The organism is Mycobacterium sp. MS1601, assembly GCF_001984215.1.
Classification (GTDB): domain Bacteria; phylum Actinomycetota; class Actinomycetes; order Mycobacteriales; family Mycobacteriaceae; genus Mycobacterium.
In genome coordinates this window covers 6,226,151-6,241,683 of sequence record NZ_CP019420.1, presented here as the reverse complement: position 1 = coordinate 6,241,683, position 15,533 = coordinate 6,226,151, and the positions used below count along the sequence as shown (strand labels likewise).

Genomic DNA, 15,533 nt, shown 5'->3' with positions numbered 1-15,533 from the left:
GACCGCTGTCAGTCCACCTTCGAGTTAGGCTCACCGCGTGGCCGAAATCGCCCCGCTGCGCGTACAACTGATCGCCAAGACGGAGTTCACCCCACCCGTTGACGTGCCCTGGAGCACCGACGCCGACGGTGGGTCCGCGCTGCTGGAGTTCGCCGGCCGCGCCTGCTACCAGAGCTGGTCCAAGCCCAACCCGAAAACCGCGACCAACGCCGGCTACCTGCAGCACATCATCGACGTCGGCCATTTCTCGGTGCTCGAACACGCCAGCGTCAGCTTCTACATCACCGGCATCTCCCGCTCGTGCACACACGAACTGATCCGGCACCGGCACTTCTCCTACTCGCAGCTCTCGCAGCGTTACGTGCCCGAGCACGACTCCCAGGTGGTGCTGCCGCCCGGCATCGAGGACGACCCGGAGTTGCAGCAGTTGTTCACCGACGCCGCCGACGCCAGCCGCGCCGCGTACGCCGAGTTGCTGAGCAGGCTCGAGGACACCTTGGCCGACGTCCCCAACGCCACCCTGCGCCGCAAGCAGGCTCGCCAAGCCGCCCGCGCGGTGCTGCCGAACGCCACCGAAACCCGCATCGTCGTCACCGGGAACTACCGCGCCTGGCGGCACTTCATCGCGATGCGCGCCAGCGAGCACGCCGATGTGGAGATCCGCCGGCTGGCGATCGCGTGTCTGCGGCAGCTCACCGACGTCGCTCCCGCGGTGTTCGCGGATTTTGAGATCGCGACGCTGTCCGACGGCTCCGAGGTGGCGACATCCCCCCTGGCCACCGAAGCGTGAGCACCTTGAGGGGCCAGGTAACCTTAGGCCCGTGAGCACCAGCGGTATCGACTCCCATGCACGGTTGGGCACCGTGCTGACTGCCATGGTGACGCCGTTCCACCCGGACGGCTCTCTTGATCTGGCCACCGCCAAGAAGCTGGCGACCCACCTGGTCGACGCCGGCTGCGACGGGCTTGTCATCTCGGGCACCACGGGTGAATCGCCCACCACCACCGATGCCGAGAAGCGGGCGTTGCTGGCCGCGGTGCTCGAGGAGGTGGGCGACCGGGCCCGCATCGTCGCCGGTGTGGGCACCTACGACACCGCCCACAGCATCCATCTGGCCAAGGAAGCCGCGGCCGAAGGTGCGCACGGCCTGCTGGTCGTGACGCCGTACTACTCGCGTCCGCCGCAATCCGGCCTGATCGCGCACTTCACGTCGGTGGCCGACGCCACCGACCGACCGGTGATCCTCTACGACATCCCGCCGCGGTCCTCGATTCCGATCGAGTGGGCCACCCTGCGCGAGCTGGCGTTCCACCCGAACATCGTCGCGGTCAAGGACGCCAAGGGCGATCTGCACGGCGGCGCTCAGATCATGGCCGAAACCGGGCTGACGTACTTCTCCGGCGACGATGCCCTCAACCTGCCCTGGCTGGCGATGGGGGCCAGCGGTTTGATCAGCGTCTGGGGGCATCTGGCCGCAGGTTCACTGCGTGACATGGTGACCGCATTCAACTCCGGTGACCTGTCCACCGCGCGCAAGATCGCCGTCACCCTGGCGCCGCTGTGTGCCGCGCAGACCCGACTCGGCGGGGTCACACTGTCCAAGGCCGGGCTGCGGTTGCAAGGCTTCGAGGCCGGCGACCCCCGGCTGCCGCATATGCCCCCCACCGATACGCAGCTCGATGCGCTGGCCGCTGACATGCGCGCCGCCGGTCTGCTGCGGTGAGCAGGTGAACCGTACGTGAGCACTGAACTCGCACCGCCCGGACCACTGGCGCCCGGCGGCCTGCGGGTGACCGCTTTGGGCGGCATCGGTGAAATCGGCCGCAACATGACGGTTTTCGAGCACCTGGGCCGGCTGCTGGTCATCGACTGCGGGGTGTTGTTTCCTGGCCACGATGAGCCGGGCGTCGACCTGATCCTGCCTGATCTGCGACACATCGAGGGTCGGCTCGACGATATCGAGGCGCTGGTGCTCACCCACGCGCACGAAGACCACATCGGCGCCATCCCGCATCTGCTGAAACTGCGTCCCGACATCCCCGTGGTGGGGTCCAAGTTCACCCTGGCGCTGGTGGCGGCCAAATGCCGCGAACACCGCATCAAGCCGGTGTTCGTCGAGGTGGCCGAGGGGCAGAGCAGTAAGCACGGCGTGTTCGAGTGTGAGTACTTCGCGGTCAACCACTCCATCCCGGACGCCTTGGCCATCGCGCTCTACGCCGGAGGCGCCACCGTCCTGCACACCGGTGACATCAAGCTCGACCAGCTGCCGCTCGACGGCAGACCGACGGACCTGCCGGGGATGTCGCGCCTGGGCGACGCCGGAGTGGACTTGTTGCTGTGTGACTCCACCAACGCCGAGATCCCGGGCGTGGGGCCGTCGGAAAGTGAAATCGGGCCGAACCTGCACCGGCTGATCCGTTCGGCCGAGGGGCGCGTGATCGTGGCGTGCTTTGCCTCCAATGTCGCTCGCGTGCAACAGATCATCGATGCCGCCGTGGCGCTGGGCCGCAAGGTCTCCTTCGTGGGCCGCTCGATGGTGCGCAACATGGCGATCGCCAAGGAGCTCGGCTTCCTGACCGTCGCGGATGAGGACGTTCTCGATATCGGCGCCGCGGAGATGATGCCCGCCGACCGCGTCGTGCTCATCACCACCGGCACCCAGGGCGAGCCCATGGCGGCGCTGTCGCGGATGTCGCGCGGTGAGCACCGCAGCATCACCCTCACCGACGGTGACCTGATCGTGCTGTCGTCGTCGCAGATCCCGGGCAACGAGGAAGCCATCTTCGGGGTGATCGACGCGCTGGCCAAGCTCGGCGCCCGCGTTGTCACCAATGCTCAAGTGCGGATTCACGTTTCGGGCCATGCCTACGCCGGCGAGTTGCTGTTCCTCTACAACGGCGTCCGGCCGCGCAACGTGATGCCGGTGCACGGCACCTGGCGCCACCTGCGCGCCAACGCCGCGCTGGCGGAGAAGACCGGAGTGCCCGCGGATGCGATCGTGCTGGCGGAGAACGGCGTCAGCGTCGACCTGGTGGGCGGCAAGGTCGGCATCGCGGGCGCTGTCCCGGTGGGCAAGATGTTCGTCGACGGTTTGATCATGGGTGACGTGGGAGACGCCACCCTGGGTGAGCGGCTGGTGCTTTCCTCCGGTTTCATCGCGGTCACGGTGATCGTGCGCCGCGGAACCGGCAAGCTCGCGGGTCCGCCGCATCTGCAGTCCCGCGGTTTCTCCGAGGATCCCAAAGCGTTGGAGCCCGCCGCCCGCAAGGTCACCGCCGATCTGGAAAGCCTTGCCGAGCAAGGAGTCACGGACGTCACCCGCATAGCGCAGGCCGCGCGCCGCGCTGTCGGCAAGTGGGTGGGCGAGACCTACCGCCGCCAGCCGATGATCGTGCCCACCGTCATCGAGGTCTAGACCGGACTGCCGCGATCAGCGTTTGTTGACGTATCCGGCGTCGACCGGCAGCGTCACGCCCGTGACGTAACGGGCGGTGTCGGACACCAGCCAGAACACCGCATTGGCGACATCCTCGGGTTCGAGTGTCTGCACCGGCAGGGCATTGGTCATATCGGGGCCCTGCTGAGTCTCCTGCGCCAATCCTTCGAGCCAGCTCCGGGTGAAGTCGTTGTCGATCATCGGGGTGTTCACCCCGGCAGGATGCACCGAATTGACCCGGATGCTGTAGGGCGCGAGCAGATTCGCATACACCCGCATCAGTCCGACGATGCCGTGTTTGGCGGCGGCGTATCCCAGCGAGCCCGCCATCGGTGATGCCAGGCCCACGAGTCCGGCCACCGAGCTGGTGAGCACGATCGACCCGCCCTTGCCCGCCTTGATCATCGGCTTCATCACCACGTCGACGGTGTGGTAGACGCCGGTGAGGTTGACGTCGATGACGTCCTGCCAGGCGTCCTTGCCAGCCATCGGGGCGATGCCGGCGTTGGCGACGACGATCTCCGGGGTGCCGAGCGCTTCGATGCCTGTCCACAGCGCGGACTTCAGTGCCGCGCGATCGCGGACGTCGGCCTCGGTGGCGACGATGCGTGCCCCGGTGTCCTCGACGAGTTTGACGGTGGCTGCCAGGTCGTCAGGGGTGGCCAGGGGATAGGGGACCGAGGCGATCTGGTCGCAGAGGTCCACCGCGATGATGTCGGCGCCCTCAGCGGCCAGCTTGAGCGCGTGTGCGCGGCCCTGTCCCCGGGCGGCGCCGGTGATGAAGGCAACCTTGCCGTCAAGGGTGCCCACGTCAGTGTCGCGGTGTTCCGGCATGGTTGCTCCTCGATGAGACAACGGGTGGTCCGCCTCCGACATAAGCGCAGCTGCTCACCGACCGACAAGGTGATCCGGATCACAACCGCGGATACCAGGCGGAACTGCAAGTGGCCAGAGTGGCGGATGGTGCAGTTGGGGTGTTTGCGACTAGTCTTACCGCCATGGCAAGTAAGACCGCCGCGCGCTCCGGGGGAAAAACGAGCAGGTCAAAGGCCGCCTCGCGGCCGGCGCGCCCCGCTGCACCGCGCAAGAAGGCGGCCGCGCGCAAGCCGGCCAAACAGGGGCCGGGTCTGGTCGGGGGAGCCGGCGTCGCCGTCGGTCGGGCCTCCCGCGCAGCGTGGCTGATGCTGGCCAAGGGAGCCGGATCCACTGCCCGGTCGGTTGGCCGGGCCCACGACATCGAACCGGGCCACCGCCGCGACGGCGTCGCACTGGCACTGCTGGGCGTCGCCGTCATCATCGCCGCCAGCTCCTGGTTCGACGCCGCCCGACCCGTCGGTGCGTGGATCGACAGCGCGCTGCGAACCGTCGTCGGCGGAGCCGTCGGGGTGCTTCCTGTCCTGATCGCCGTGATCGCCGTAAGCCTCATGCGCACCGAACCCAATCCGGACACCCGGCCGCGCCTGATCCTCGGCGCACTGATGATCGGCCTGCCGGTCCTGGGGCTGTGGCACGTCTGGTCCGGAGCTCCCAGCGTCCCCGCCGAACGCCAGCAGGCGGCCGGCTTCGTCGGCTTCGCGATCGGCGGCCCGCTGTCGGACGGTCTGACGGTCTGGATAGCGGCGCCGCTGCTGATCATGGGTGTGCTGTTCGGACTGTTGTTGTTGACGGGCACCACCATTCGCGAGGTGCCCGCCACCCTGCACGCGATGTTCAGCACCCGCTACCAGCGCGACGACGACGAGTACTACGACGACGCCGAATACGATGACGAGGACGACCAGCCGGTCGCCGATGCCGACGACTTCTCCGACGGCTACTACGACGATCCGGTCCACCACGGCGACGAGTCGCAGGTCTGGCCGGGTGGGTCGCCGATGGACAACTACCCGCTGGCCGAGCCGATCGAGGACGCGCCAACGGCCCCCGAACCGGTGGTGGCCAAACCTGCCCGCAAGAAGCCCAAGGCCGAGCCGGCGCCCCCGCCGATGCCCAAGCAGGAGACACTGGCACTGGACCGCGTCGTCGAGGGCCCGTACAACCTGCCGTCGCTGGATCTGCTGATCGCCGGCGACCCGCCCAAGCTCAAGAGTGCGGCCAACGAGCAGATGGAAGACGCCATCACCTCGGTGCTGACGCAGTTCAAGGTCGACGCCCGCGTCACCGGCTGTACCCGCGGCCCCACTGTCACCCGCTACGAGGTGGAGCTCGGTCCCGGCGTCAAGGTCGAGAAGATCACCGCGCTGCAGCGCAACATCGCCTATGCCGTGGCCACCGAGAGCGTGCGCATGCTCGCGCCGATCCCGGGCAAGTCCGCCGTCGGTATCGAGGTGCCCAACACCGACCGCGAGATGGTCCGGCTCTCGGACGTGCTGACCGCCCCGTCCACCCGCCGCGATCACCACCCGCTGGTGATCGGCCTGGGCAAGGACATCGAGGGTGATTTCATCTCGGCCAACCTGGCCAAGATGCCGCACCTGCTGGTGGCCGGCTCCACCGGCTCCGGTAAGTCCAGCTTCGTCAACTCCATGTTGGTGTCGCTGCTGGCGCGGGCCACCCCGGAGGAGGTCAGGATGATCCTGATCGACCCGAAGATGGTGGAACTGACGCCGTATGAAGGCATCCCACACCTGATCACGCCCATCATCACCGAACCCAAGAAGGCCGCGGCCGCGCTGTCCTGGCTGGTCGAGGAGATGGAACAGCGCTATCAGGACATGCAGGCCTCACGGGTGCGCCACATCGACGTGTTCAACGAGAAGGTGCGCACCGGCGAGATCAGCGCCCCGCTGGGCAGCCAGCGCATCTACAAGCCGTACCCCTACATCTTGGCCATCGTCGACGAACTCGCCGACCTGATGATGACCGCGCCGCGCGACGTAGAAGAGGCGATCGTGCGGATCACCCAGAAAGCCCGTGCCGCGGGCATCCACCTGGTGCTGGCCACCCAGCGGCCGTCGGTGGACGTGGTGACCGGCCTGATCAAGACCAACGTGCCGTCGCGGCTGGCGTTCGCCACGTCGTCGCTGACCGACAGCCGCGTCATCCTGGACCAGCCGGGAGCCGAGAAGCTGATCGGGATGGGCGACGGGCTGTTCCTGCCGATGGGTGCCAACAAGCCCATCCGTATGCAGGGCGCGTTCATCTCCGACGAGGAGATCCACGCCGTCGTCTCCGCCACCAAGGACCAGGCCGAGCCCGAGTTCGTCGAGGGTGTCACCGCGGCAAAGGCCGGCGAGAAGAAGGACGTCGACCCCGATATCGGTGACGACCTCGACGTGTTCCTGCAGGCTGTCGAGCTCGTCGTGTCGTCGCAGTTCGGCTCGACCTCGATGCTGCAGCGCAAGCTACGCGTCGGGTTCGCCAAGGCCGGGCGTCTCATGGACCTGATGGAGAACCGCGGCATCGTCGGGCCGTCGGAAGGGTCCAAGGCGCGCGAGGTGCTGGTCAAGCCCGACGAACTGGCAGGCACCCTGATGCTGATCCGTGGCGGTTCGGACGCGGGCGGTGCCGACGCCGACGACGAGCCGGACTTCTAGCGGTCGAGACGGAGCTCAGTCGACGGATTTTGACGAATCCGTCGACTGAGTTCTGTCTCGACTAGAGGATGCGCAGCATGCGGGTGTTGCCGAGGATGTTCGGCTTCACATAGGACAGGTCCAGGAACTCCGCGACACCCACATCGTAGGAACGGCACATCTCCTCGTAGACCTCGGCCGTCACCGGGGTGCCCTCGATTTCGGTGAACCCGTGCCTGCCGAAGAATTCCGTTTCGAACGTGAGCACGAACACCCGCTGCAACTGCAGCTCGCGTGCCACCGCCAGCAGCTGTGTGACGATCTGATGCCCGACGCCGTGGCCCTTGACCTTCGGATGCACCGCGACAGTGCGGACCTCGCCGAGATCCGACCACAGTACGTGCAGCGCGCCGCAGCCGATGATCTCGCCGTCGCGTTCGGCCACCCAGAATTCCTGGACCGCCTCGTACAGCGTGACCAGGTTCTTCTCCAGCAGGATCTTGCCGGCATAGGTGTCGACCAGGTGTTTGATCGCCGGAACATCCGAGGTACGCGCCCGGCGTACGGTCAGTCCGTCCACGGGACGAGAGTATCGGCTGCAAGGGCCGCCGATGCCAAACGATATTCTGTGTCGGTGTCGGACCCTTCAGAAACGCCGCCAGCGGTCCGGCGCGTAAGAGTCGCCAACATCGCGAATATCCTCACCGGATTCCGGTTGGTGCTCGTCCCGGTCTTCCTGCTGGTGCTCTTCGCCGGTGACGGTCACGAGACCGCCAGTCGGATAACCGCTTTCGTGATCTTCGCCACTGCCGTCATCACCGACCACCTGGACGGCTACCTGGCGCGCCGATACGACCTGGTGACGGAGTTCGGCAAGCTCGCCGACCCCATCGCCGACAAGATGCTGATCGGTGCGGCGCTGATCGGGCTCTCGATGCTGGGTGACCTGCCCTGGTGGCTGACGCTGATCATCCTCTTCCGCGAAATCGGCGTCACCGTGCTGCGGCTGGCCGTCATCCGCCACGGAGTCATCCCGGCCAGTCGCGGCGGGAAGCTGAAGACCCTGGTCCAGGCGGTGGCGATCGGTCTGTTCATCCTTCCGCTGTCCGGCGCCTGGCATTCGGGTGCATGGATGATCATGTGGGCGGCGCTGGCGCTGACGGTGCTCACCGGCCTCGACTATGCCGTCTCGGCGGTGCGGGGGGCTCGTGCCCGATCCGCTGCTCGTTGACCACGCCGGTGCCGACGCCCACGCACTGGTCGCGGGGCTGACCGCTCGCGGGCAGACCCTGGCAACCTGCGAGTCTCTGACCGCCGGGCTGCTGGCGGGCACGCTGGCCGGGGTGCCCGGAGCCAGCGCTGTGCTTCTGGGCGGGCTGATCACTTACACCGAAGCCACCAAGATCGCGTTGGCGGGCGTCGACCCGTTGGTGCTGGCCACCGTCGGACCGGTGGCCGCCGAGACGGCGCGCGAGATGGCAACCGGCGCCCGTCAGCGGTGCGCAACCACCTGGGGGCTGGGGCTGACCGGCGTCGCAGGCCCAGAGCCCCACGGCGGCCACGCCGTCGGCACGGTGTTCCTCGGGTTGGCGGGCCCCGACGGCTGTGACGCCGAGGAACTGCATCTGGCCGGCGGGCGTTGGGAGATCCGTCAGGCGTCGGTGCACCGAGCGATCGTGGCGCTGCTGGCGCGAATCGGTGACATCTGACATCTGTCATGGCGAGTGGGAACCATCTCCGCCGTTGATGACGTTCATCTTGAAGACACTTGATACGAAACGAAGGAGAGCGCGATGTCGGCACTGCTGCGTGAGGTCGTTGGCGATGTGCTCCGTCGTGCCCGGACATCGCAGGGCCGGACCCTGCGTGAGGTGTCCGATGCGGCGATGGTGAGCCTCGGTTATCTCTCCGAGGTCGAGCGCGGTCGTAAGGAAGCGTCTTCAGAACTGCTCAGTGCCATCTGCTCCGCACTCGATGTGCCGCTCTCGCGGGTTCTCATCGATGCCGGTGAGCGGTTGGCGCGCCACGAGGCGCTGGCCGGATCGGTCACCACAAACATCGACGCCAGCACCAAGGTCGTGATCCCGCCGGTCGCCAGCATGGCTGTGGCCTGATCGCGGAAATTTGACGCCGCACCCCGTGCAGGGGTGTGGCAAGGCGTGCCGAGCAGATAAATTGGGCTCCAGGCACATGCTCTCGGTGTGAGGGCCACGCAGCTTGACTATGGCGACGACGAAACGAAGGCGGAACGAACCCAATGGCAAATCCGTTCGTGAAGGCGTGGCGCTACCTGATGGCGCTGTTCAACTCCAAGATCGACGAGCACGCCGACCCCAAGGTCCAGATCCAGCAGGCCATCGAGGAAGCTCAGCGCACCCATCAGGCGCTGACCCAACAGGCCGCCCAGGTGATCGGCAACCAGCGTCAGCTCGAGATGCGGCTCAATCGCCAGCTCGCTGACATCGAGAAGCTGCAGGCCAATGTGCGACAGGCCCTCACCCTGGCCGACCAGGCCGTCGCCAGCGGTGATTCGGCCAAGGCCACCGAGTACACCAACGCCGCCGAGGCGTTCGCCGCGCAGTTGGTCACCGCCGAGCAGAGCGTCGAGGACCTCAAGGGGTTGCACGACCAGTCGCTGCAGGCCGCCGCGCAGGCCAAGAAGGCCGTGGAGCAGAACGCCATGATGCTGCAGACCAAGATCGCCGAGCGCACCAAGCTGCTCTCACAGCTGGAGCAGGCCAAGATGCAGGAGCAGGTCAGCGCGTCGCTGCGGTCGATGAGTGACCTGGCTGCCCCGGGTAACACCCCGAGCTTGGACGAGGTGCGCGACAAGATCGAGCGCCGTTACGCCAACGCCATGGGCGAGGCCGAACTGGCACAGAACTCCGTGCAGGGCCGGATGCTGGAAGTGCAGCAGGCCAGCGTCCAGATGGCGGGACATTCGCGCCTGGAGCAGATCCGCGCCTCGATGCGTGGTGATGCCCTGACCGCGGGTCCCACCGATGCCGCTGCTACTCCGGCTACTCCTGCTCAGGCCACTCCCGAGAATCCGCTCGGCCAGTAGAAGGGGGATCATCGTGGCGGTCAAGCCGTTCTCCCGGCAGTGGGGTTCGTTGCTGCAGCGGGGGCTTGACTCCGCCAGCGAGGCAGCCGACGTGGTGGCACACCGGCTGAGCCTGGCGGCAGATCCGCGGGCCAGACAACTGCGCAAACGTAAGTGGGCGCTGCGGTTGGCGGTGTTCTTCACCTTCTCGTCGGTGTTCTGGATTCTGGTGACCGCACTGCTGGCGGCGTGGAGCACGCCGGTGTGGGGTCTGATCATCACCGGCGTCATCGCGGCGGGCGCCGCCTTCCCGGCCACCCTGTTCTTCCTGCGCTACCGCTTCCTGCGGGCCACCCCGCTGCCGGTGCAGCGGCCGGCCAGCACACGTAGGCTTCCACCGCCGGGATCGGCGGCACGTCCGGCGATGTCGGCGCTCGGCGCGTCCGAGCGTGGGCTGATGTCGTTGATCGGCGTGATCGAACGGGGTCAGCTGCTGCCGCCGGAGGAGATCCGCGAGCTCACCGAGGCCGCCAATCAGACCACCGCCACCATGATGGCCACCTCCGATGAGGTGGTGTCGATGGAGCGGACGGTGAAGAACTCGCCGCACGCCCGCGACTATCTGGTGCCCACCATCAACGCGTTCACCGCGCAGCTGGGCCACGGGGTGCGGCAGTACAACGAAATGGTTACCGCCGCAGCGCAACTGGTGTCGTCGGCCAACGGCGGATCCATGCCGATCTCGCCCATGTCACAGCAGCGCTACCGCGAGCAGTTGGGCACCGCCACCGACCGTCTGCTGGGCTGGGCCCATGCGTTCGACGAGCTCGGCCAGGTGAATCGGGCGCGCGGGGCCTAGGTACAGAGGGCCTAGCTCGGTCGCCGATGCGGGCGGAGCGAGGGGGAGAGCGGGCCGAGCTACAGAGGACCTAGAACTTCCGCTGCAACGACGGCACTGCGATGGCCGCGACGCCGCGCACCAGTGCCTTGGCGAAGTCCAGGTTGTCGAAGTAGTCGCGCCACAACGTGATTCGTCCGTCGTGCACCTCGAACACGCCGCACACCCAGAACACCAGCCGCAGCGGACCGAACACCAGGACGTCGGTGCGCTCGTTGAGCACGGTGTCCCCGTCGGCGGCGATGCGGTGGACCTTGACGTCGAAGCCCATGCTGGGTCGCTGCATCCCACGGAACAACTTGATGGCCCGCCGCCGGCCGTGGATGGTCGGGAAGCCGACATTCTGGTACACGAGATCGTCGGCGAGCAGACTGTCCGCGGTGTCGAGGTCCTTGTCGCGCAACGAGTTGAGGAACCGCTCCACGGTGGTGATGTTGGAGTCGGTGATCGGCGAGGTCATGGTCTTGAGCCTACGTATCAGGAGTATGACAGGGTAGGCCAATGCGTGTTGCGGTGGTCGCCGGCCCTGATCCCGGGCACGCGTTCCCGGCCATCGCCCTGTGCCTGCGGTTCCAGGCCGCCGGTCACACGCCGGTGCTGTTCACCGGGGTGGCGTGGCTGTCCACGGCGGCATCGGCAGGACTCGATGCGGCCGAGTTGCTCGGGTTGGATCCCGACCCGGCCGACAACGACCTGGACGCCGGTGCCAAGATCCATCGTCGCGCGGCGCGGATGGCGGTCCTGAACCTCGACCGGCTGCGCGCGTTCGACCTGGTGGTCTCCGACGTCATCACCGCCTGTGGTGGCATGGCCGCCGAACTGCTGGGCATCCCGTGGATCGAACTGAACCCCCACCCGCTGTATCGGCCATCGATTGGCCTGCCGCCCATCGGAAGTGGGCTGGCACCCGGTACCGGGCTGCGGGGCCGGGTCCGGGACGCGACGATGCGGGCATTGACGGCGAGATCGTGGAATCAGGGCCTGCGACAGCGTGCGCACGCCCGCGCCGGGATCGGACTGCCCGCCCACGACCCCGGCCCGCTGCGACGACTGATCGCCACGCTCCCCGCTCTCGAGGTGCCCAGACCGGACTGGCCGGAGGAGGCCGTCATCGTCGGGCCGCTGCACTTCGAGCCGACATCGCAGTCGCTGGCGGTGCCGCCGGGTGATGGGCCGCTGATCGTGGTGGCGCCGTCGACGGCCTCCACCGGCACCCAGGGGCTGGCCGAGCTGGTCGTCGAGGTGCTGGTGCCGGGGGAGGCGTTGCCGGCGGGATCCCGCGTGGCGGTGTCCTGGCTCGGTGGTGAACTGAAGCTGCCGCCGTGGGCGGTGGCGGGGTTGGGCCGCCAGGATGAACTGCTGTCCCAGGCGGATCTGATGATCTGCGGTGGCGGCCACGGAACGGTGTCCAAGACGTTGCTGGCGGGTGTGCCGATGGTGGTGGTGCCCGGCGGCGGGGACCAGTGGGAGATCGCCAATCGTGTTGTGCGACAAGGTAGTGGGCAGCTGATCCGGCCGCTGGCGGGCGACACCTTGGCGGCCGCCGTCCGCGAGGTGCTCTCCGTGTCCCGGTACCGGCGGGCCGCGCAGTCGGCCGGTGTGACGTCGGCCGGGGTCGCTGATCCGGTACAGGTCTGCCAGGACGCTCTTGGGTAGGTTGGTGGGGTGCGGCTCACCGAATTCCACGAACTGGTCTATGCGCAGTTCGGCACTGTGCGCGGTGCGTCGATACTCGTCGACCACGTGCTCACCGGTATCGGAGGTCGGACCGCGGCGCAGGCCGTCGAGGACGGAGTGGACCCCCGTGACGTGTGGCGGGCCCTGTGTGCCGATTTTGATGTGCCCCGCGACCAGTGGTGAACATTCTCCACGGCGTGTCCGCTTGAATCGAACACCTGTTCGTCTACTGTGGTCAGTGTTCGACCGCCAAGTTTTGTCGGTGGCTCCCTCTAACGTCGCGAGCAATCGACCTACACCGGTCAGAGAACACGACTAGCGAAAGAGGCATCACCATGGCGCCACAGGCCCCGGACCGCGAGAAAGCCCTAGAGCTCGCGCTCGCGCAGATTGAGAAGAGCCACGGTAAGGGTTCCGTGATGCGCCTCGGCGACGAGGTTCGTCAGCCCATCTCCGTGATCCCCACCGGCTCCATCGCCTTGGACGTGGCGCTGGGCATCGGCGGATTGCCCCGCGGCCGCGTCATCGAGATCTACGGCCCGGAATCCTCGGGTAAGACCACCGTGGCACTGCACGCGGTCGCCAACGCCCAGGCCGCCGGCGGTATCGCAGCGTTCATCGACGCTGAGCACGCGCTGGATCCCGACTACGCCAAGAAGCTCGGCGTCGACACCGATTCCCTGCTGGTCAGCCAGCCGGACACCGGTGAGCAGGCTCTCGAGATCGCCGACATGCTGATCCGGTCCGGAGCGCTGGACATCCTGGTCATCGACTCGGTGGCCGCCCTGGTTCCGCGTGCGGAGATCGAAGGCGAGATGGGTGACAGCCATGTCGGTCTGCAGGCTCGCCTGATGAGCCAGGCCCTGCGCAAGATCACCGGTGCACTCAACAACTCCGGTACCACCGCCATCTTCATCAACCAGCTGCGCGAGAAGATCGGCGTGATGTTCGGCTCGCCCGAAACCACCACGGGCGGTAAGGCATTGAAGTTCTACGCGTCGGTCCGCATGGATGTGCGCCGCATCGAGACGCTCAAGGACGGCACCGACGCCGTGGGTAACCGCACCCGTGTGAAGATCGTCAAGAACAAGGTGTCCCCGCCGTTCAAGCAGGCCGAGTTCGACATCCTGTACGGCAAGGGCATCTCGCGGAAGGTTCGCTCATCGACATGGGCGTGGAGCATGGCTTCATCCGCAAGTCCGGCTCGTGGTTCACCTACGACGGTGAGCAGCTCGGTCAGGGCAAGGAGAATGCCCGGAACTTCCTGTTGCAGAACGCTGATACGGCCAACGAGATCGAGAAGAAGATCAAGGAAAAGCTCGGTATCGGCGCCGTGGTGAACGCTGATGACGTCCTGCCCGCCCCAGTCGACTTCTGATCCGCAGCAGTCGGACAAGCGCGAGGAGCAGGCGAAGTCGCTGTGTCTTCGTCTGCTCACCGCCAGGGCTCGGACCCGCGCTGAGCTGGAAGAGAACCTCGCCAAACGCGGCTTTCCAGATGATGTCAGCGGTGCGGTGCTGGATCGGCTGGCTGTCGCCGGGCTCATCGACGACGCCGACTTCGCCGAGCAGTGGGTGCGTTCCCGCCGGGCGAATGCCGGAAAAGGTAAGCGGGCGTTGGCTGTTGAGCTCCGCAAGAAGGGGGTTGATGACGACATCATTGCCTCCGCACTCGAGGACATCGACGCCGGTGCCGAGCGCGAACGTGCCGAACAGCTGGTGCAGAACCGGTTGCGGCGGGAATCGCTGGCCGACGATGACGACATGAAGGTGATGCGACGACTGGTCGGGATGCTTGCGCGCCGAGGCTACGGGCAGAGCTTGGCGGCCGACGTGGTGCGAGTGGAGCTGGACGCCGAGCGGCAACGTCGCCGGGTGTGAGGCTGTAGGTCTAGCCGATCAGCCCGGCGAGATCAGGTGCGGCGTCACGGCTTCGCGGAGCGTGGCCGGAGCGCGCATGCTCGGTGGTGACGCGTTGGATCAGCTCGTTGACGGGTGCCGCGAGGCCGTGCAGGCGGGCGGTGAGCACTATTTCCCCGTTGAGCCAATCGGTTTCGACGTCAGCGCGTCCACGGGCGATGCTCTGCCATGTGGAACCGTAGGCGTCTTGGCGGGCTCGGCCTTGCAGCAGCTCGCCGCGGCGCTCACGGTCCTGGTCGGCGGTGACCACCGCGATGCCTGCGGCTGCCAGGACCTGCTCGGCTTCCTCGCGCGCTCGCCGCATCAGCTCATCGGTGTCGGGACTGACGCCATAGGTGGCGATCACACCGTTGGCCAGATTGGCGATCAGCTTGCGGTACTTCCACGCCATGATGTCTTCACGCACCTGTGAGGCGAACTGGGCGGACCGCAACATCGCCGAGGCCGCCTCGGCGGTGTCGTCACTACCCGAGGGGAAGCAGCCCAGGTCGAGGATGCCGGCCACCGGATAGGACTGCTGTACCACCACGCCGGGTTCCAGATGTGCCGATGGCAGCATCACCGTAATGCCGTAGACGTTTGGGAACCGCCGCAGCACAGCAGCTTCGTTGGCCACCCCATTCTGCGCGACGAGAATGGGTGTCTTCGGGGGTGCGTGGGTGGCCAGATCACCCAGTGCCGCTGCGGTTTGGTGGCTCTTGACCGCCAAGACAACCAGAGTTTCTGCAGTCCAACATATCTCGCCTGCATCAGCCGCGGTGGCGATGGTGACCGTCTCGCAGCCGGCCTGGGTTTCCAGTTGCAGACCGTCGCGGCGGATGGCGTCCAGATGGGATCCGCGTGCTACCGCGGTCACATTCACGCCTGCCAGCTGCAGACGCCCCGCGATCACCCCGCCGACGGCGCCGGCGCCATAGACGACCACGCGGTGGTGGTTTGACCTGTCATTCGGTGTCACGAACAGCCTCGATTCACGGGTCCGGGTGTACTGCGGGATGTCCCCATTCTGCCGGTGCCATCGAGGCGGGGCTGCCGACCGACCTT

16 protein-coding genes and 1 pseudogene are annotated in these 15,533 nt (G+C 67.0%); 13 read left to right on the top strand and 4 right to left on the bottom strand.

Going from position 1 to position 15,533, the window contains the following annotated elements:
• Nucleotides 1–37: 37 nt before the first annotated feature.
• The 3 genes from thyX to BVC93_RS29820 all read left to right on the top strand — a co-directional run bounded on the left by thyX (nucleotide 38) and on the right by BVC93_RS29820 (nucleotide 3,416).
• Nucleotides 38–790, top strand: coding sequence for an FAD-dependent thymidylate synthase (gene thyX / locus BVC93_RS29830; protein WP_083740549.1), 753 nt, complete (start codon nucleotides 38–40; stop codon nucleotides 788–790).
• An 85-nt stretch (nucleotides 791–875) separates the two neighbouring features.
• Nucleotides 876–1,724: a 4-hydroxy-tetrahydrodipicolinate synthase gene (gene dapA, locus BVC93_RS29825; RefSeq protein WP_236950520.1), complete on the top strand. Its 849-nt coding sequence runs from the start codon at nucleotides 876–878 to the stop codon at nucleotides 1,722–1,724.
• Between the two features lie 15 nt (nucleotides 1,725–1,739).
• Nucleotides 1,740–3,416, top strand: a complete 1,677-nt coding sequence (locus BVC93_RS29820; protein ID WP_083740547.1) for a ribonuclease J — start codon at nucleotides 1,740–1,742, stop codon at nucleotides 3,414–3,416.
• Between the two features lie 15 nt (nucleotides 3,417–3,431).
• Here the strand turns inward: BVC93_RS29820 and BVC93_RS29815 are convergent, their stop codons facing one another.
• A complete protein-coding gene (locus BVC93_RS29815; RefSeq protein ID WP_083741466.1) occupies nucleotides 3,432–4,247 on the bottom strand; it encodes a mycofactocin-coupled SDR family oxidoreductase in 816 nt (271 codons plus the stop codon).
• 188 nt (nucleotides 4,248–4,435) lie between these two features.
• Here BVC93_RS29815 and BVC93_RS29810 point away from each other — a divergent pair, with 188 nt between their 5' ends.
• Complete coding sequence (locus tag BVC93_RS29810; RefSeq protein WP_236950180.1) at nucleotides 4,436–6,973, top strand: FtsK/SpoIIIE family DNA translocase; 2,538 nt, start codon at nucleotides 4,436–4,438, stop codon at nucleotides 6,971–6,973.
• A gap of 61 nt (nucleotides 6,974–7,034) precedes the next feature.
• Here the strand turns inward: BVC93_RS29810 and BVC93_RS29805 are convergent, their stop codons facing one another.
• The gene (locus BVC93_RS29805) at nucleotides 7,035–7,565 is read right to left on the bottom strand and encodes an amino-acid N-acetyltransferase (protein ID WP_083740545.1); all 531 of its coding nucleotides are present in this window, start codon (nucleotides 7,563–7,565) and stop codon (nucleotides 7,035–7,037) included.
• A 21-nt stretch (nucleotides 7,566–7,586) separates the two neighbouring features.
• Between BVC93_RS29805 and pgsA the strand changes: the two genes are divergently transcribed.
• From pgsA to pspM, 5 genes are all read left to right on the top strand, one after another.
• Nucleotides 7,587–8,183, top strand: coding sequence for a CDP-diacylglycerol--glycerol-3-phosphate 3-phosphatidyltransferase (pgsA, locus tag BVC93_RS29800; RefSeq protein WP_192860135.1), 597 nt, complete (start codon nucleotides 7,587–7,589; stop codon nucleotides 8,181–8,183).
• Nucleotides 8,161–8,661 (top strand): CinA family protein, encoded by a 501-nt coding sequence (locus BVC93_RS29795; RefSeq protein WP_083740544.1) that lies wholly within the window; start codon nucleotides 8,161–8,163, stop codon nucleotides 8,659–8,661. The genes pgsA and BVC93_RS29795 overlap by 23 nt, the downstream gene beginning before the upstream one ends.
• A gap of 84 nt (nucleotides 8,662–8,745) precedes the next feature.
• Nucleotides 8,746–9,066, top strand: coding sequence for a transcriptional regulator ClgR (clgR, locus tag BVC93_RS29790; protein WP_083740543.1), 321 nt, complete (start codon nucleotides 8,746–8,748; stop codon nucleotides 9,064–9,066).
• Nucleotides 9,067–9,209: 143 nt separating this feature from the next.
• Nucleotides 9,210–10,016 (top strand): phage shock protein PspA, encoded by an 807-nt coding sequence (gene pspA / locus BVC93_RS29785; RefSeq protein WP_083740542.1) that lies wholly within the window; start codon nucleotides 9,210–9,212, stop codon nucleotides 10,014–10,016.
• A gap of 13 nt (nucleotides 10,017–10,029) precedes the next feature.
• Entirely contained in the window at nucleotides 10,030–10,854 is an 825-nt protein-coding gene (gene pspM / locus BVC93_RS29780) for a phage shock envelope stress response protein PspM (RefSeq protein ID WP_083740541.1), read from the top strand.
• A 70-nt stretch (nucleotides 10,855–10,924) separates the two neighbouring features.
• Here the strand turns inward: pspM and BVC93_RS29775 are convergent, their stop codons facing one another.
• Nucleotides 10,925–11,353 carry a limonene-1,2-epoxide hydrolase family protein gene (locus BVC93_RS29775; RefSeq protein ID WP_083740540.1) on the bottom strand — a complete coding sequence of 143 codons (429 nt, stop codon included), beginning with the start codon at nucleotides 11,351–11,353 and terminating at the stop codon, nucleotides 10,925–10,927.
• Nucleotides 11,354–11,394: 41 nt separating this feature from the next.
• Here BVC93_RS29775 and BVC93_RS29770 point away from each other — a divergent pair, with 41 nt between their 5' ends.
• The 4 genes and pseudogenes from BVC93_RS29770 to recX all read left to right on the top strand — a co-directional run bounded on the left by BVC93_RS29770 (nucleotide 11,395) and on the right by recX (nucleotide 14,450).
• The gene (locus tag BVC93_RS29770) at nucleotides 11,395–12,549 is read left to right on the top strand and encodes a glycosyltransferase (protein WP_083740539.1); all 1,155 of its coding nucleotides are present in this window, start codon (nucleotides 11,395–11,397) and stop codon (nucleotides 12,547–12,549) included.
• 9 nt (nucleotides 12,550–12,558) lie between these two features.
• The gene (locus BVC93_RS29765; protein ID WP_083740538.1) at nucleotides 12,559–12,753 is read left to right on the top strand and encodes a DUF3046 domain-containing protein; all 195 of its coding nucleotides are present in this window, start codon (nucleotides 12,559–12,561) and stop codon (nucleotides 12,751–12,753) included.
• Between the two features lie 152 nt (nucleotides 12,754–12,905).
• Nucleotides 12,906–13,948 (top strand): annotated as a pseudogene (gene recA, locus BVC93_RS29760) (recombinase RecA).
• Nucleotides 13,914–14,450: a recombination regulator RecX gene (recX, locus tag BVC93_RS29755; protein ID WP_157517143.1), complete on the top strand. Its 537-nt coding sequence runs from the start codon at nucleotides 13,914–13,916 to the stop codon at nucleotides 14,448–14,450. Before recA ends, recX begins: the two are co-directional and overlap by 35 nt.
• A 10-nt stretch (nucleotides 14,451–14,460) precedes the next feature.
• On the opposite strand, the gene BVC93_RS29750 is transcribed toward recX, so the two are convergent.
• A complete protein-coding gene (locus BVC93_RS29750; protein WP_083740536.1) occupies nucleotides 14,461–15,447 on the bottom strand; it encodes a ketopantoate reductase family protein in 987 nt (328 codons plus the stop codon).
• Between the last annotated feature and the right edge of the window lie 86 nt (nucleotides 15,448–15,533).

What these genes read in the sequence shown, in the direction of transcription:
- dapA (WP_236950520.1), top strand. Translation starts at nt 876, where the DNA reads ATGGTGACGCCGTTCCACCCGGACGGCTCTCTTGATCTGGCCACCGCC.
- BVC93_RS29810 (WP_236950180.1), top strand. Translation starts at nt 4,436, where the DNA reads ATGGCAAGTAAGACCGCCGCGCGCTCCGGGGGAAAAACGAGCAGGTCA.
- clgR (WP_083740543.1), top strand. Translation starts at nt 8,746, where the DNA reads ATGTCGGCACTGCTGCGTGAGGTCGTTGGCGATGTGCTCCGTCGTGCC.
- pspA (WP_083740542.1), top strand. Translation starts at nt 9,210, where the DNA reads ATGGCAAATCCGTTCGTGAAGGCGTGGCGCTACCTGATGGCGCTGTTC.
- BVC93_RS29775 (WP_083740540.1), bottom strand. Translation starts at nt 11,353, where the DNA reads ATGACCTCGCCGATCACCGACTCCAACATCACCACCGTGGAGCGGTTC.
- BVC93_RS29770 (WP_083740539.1), top strand. Translation starts at nt 11,395, where the DNA reads ATGCGTGTTGCGGTGGTCGCCGGCCCTGATCCCGGGCACGCGTTCCCG.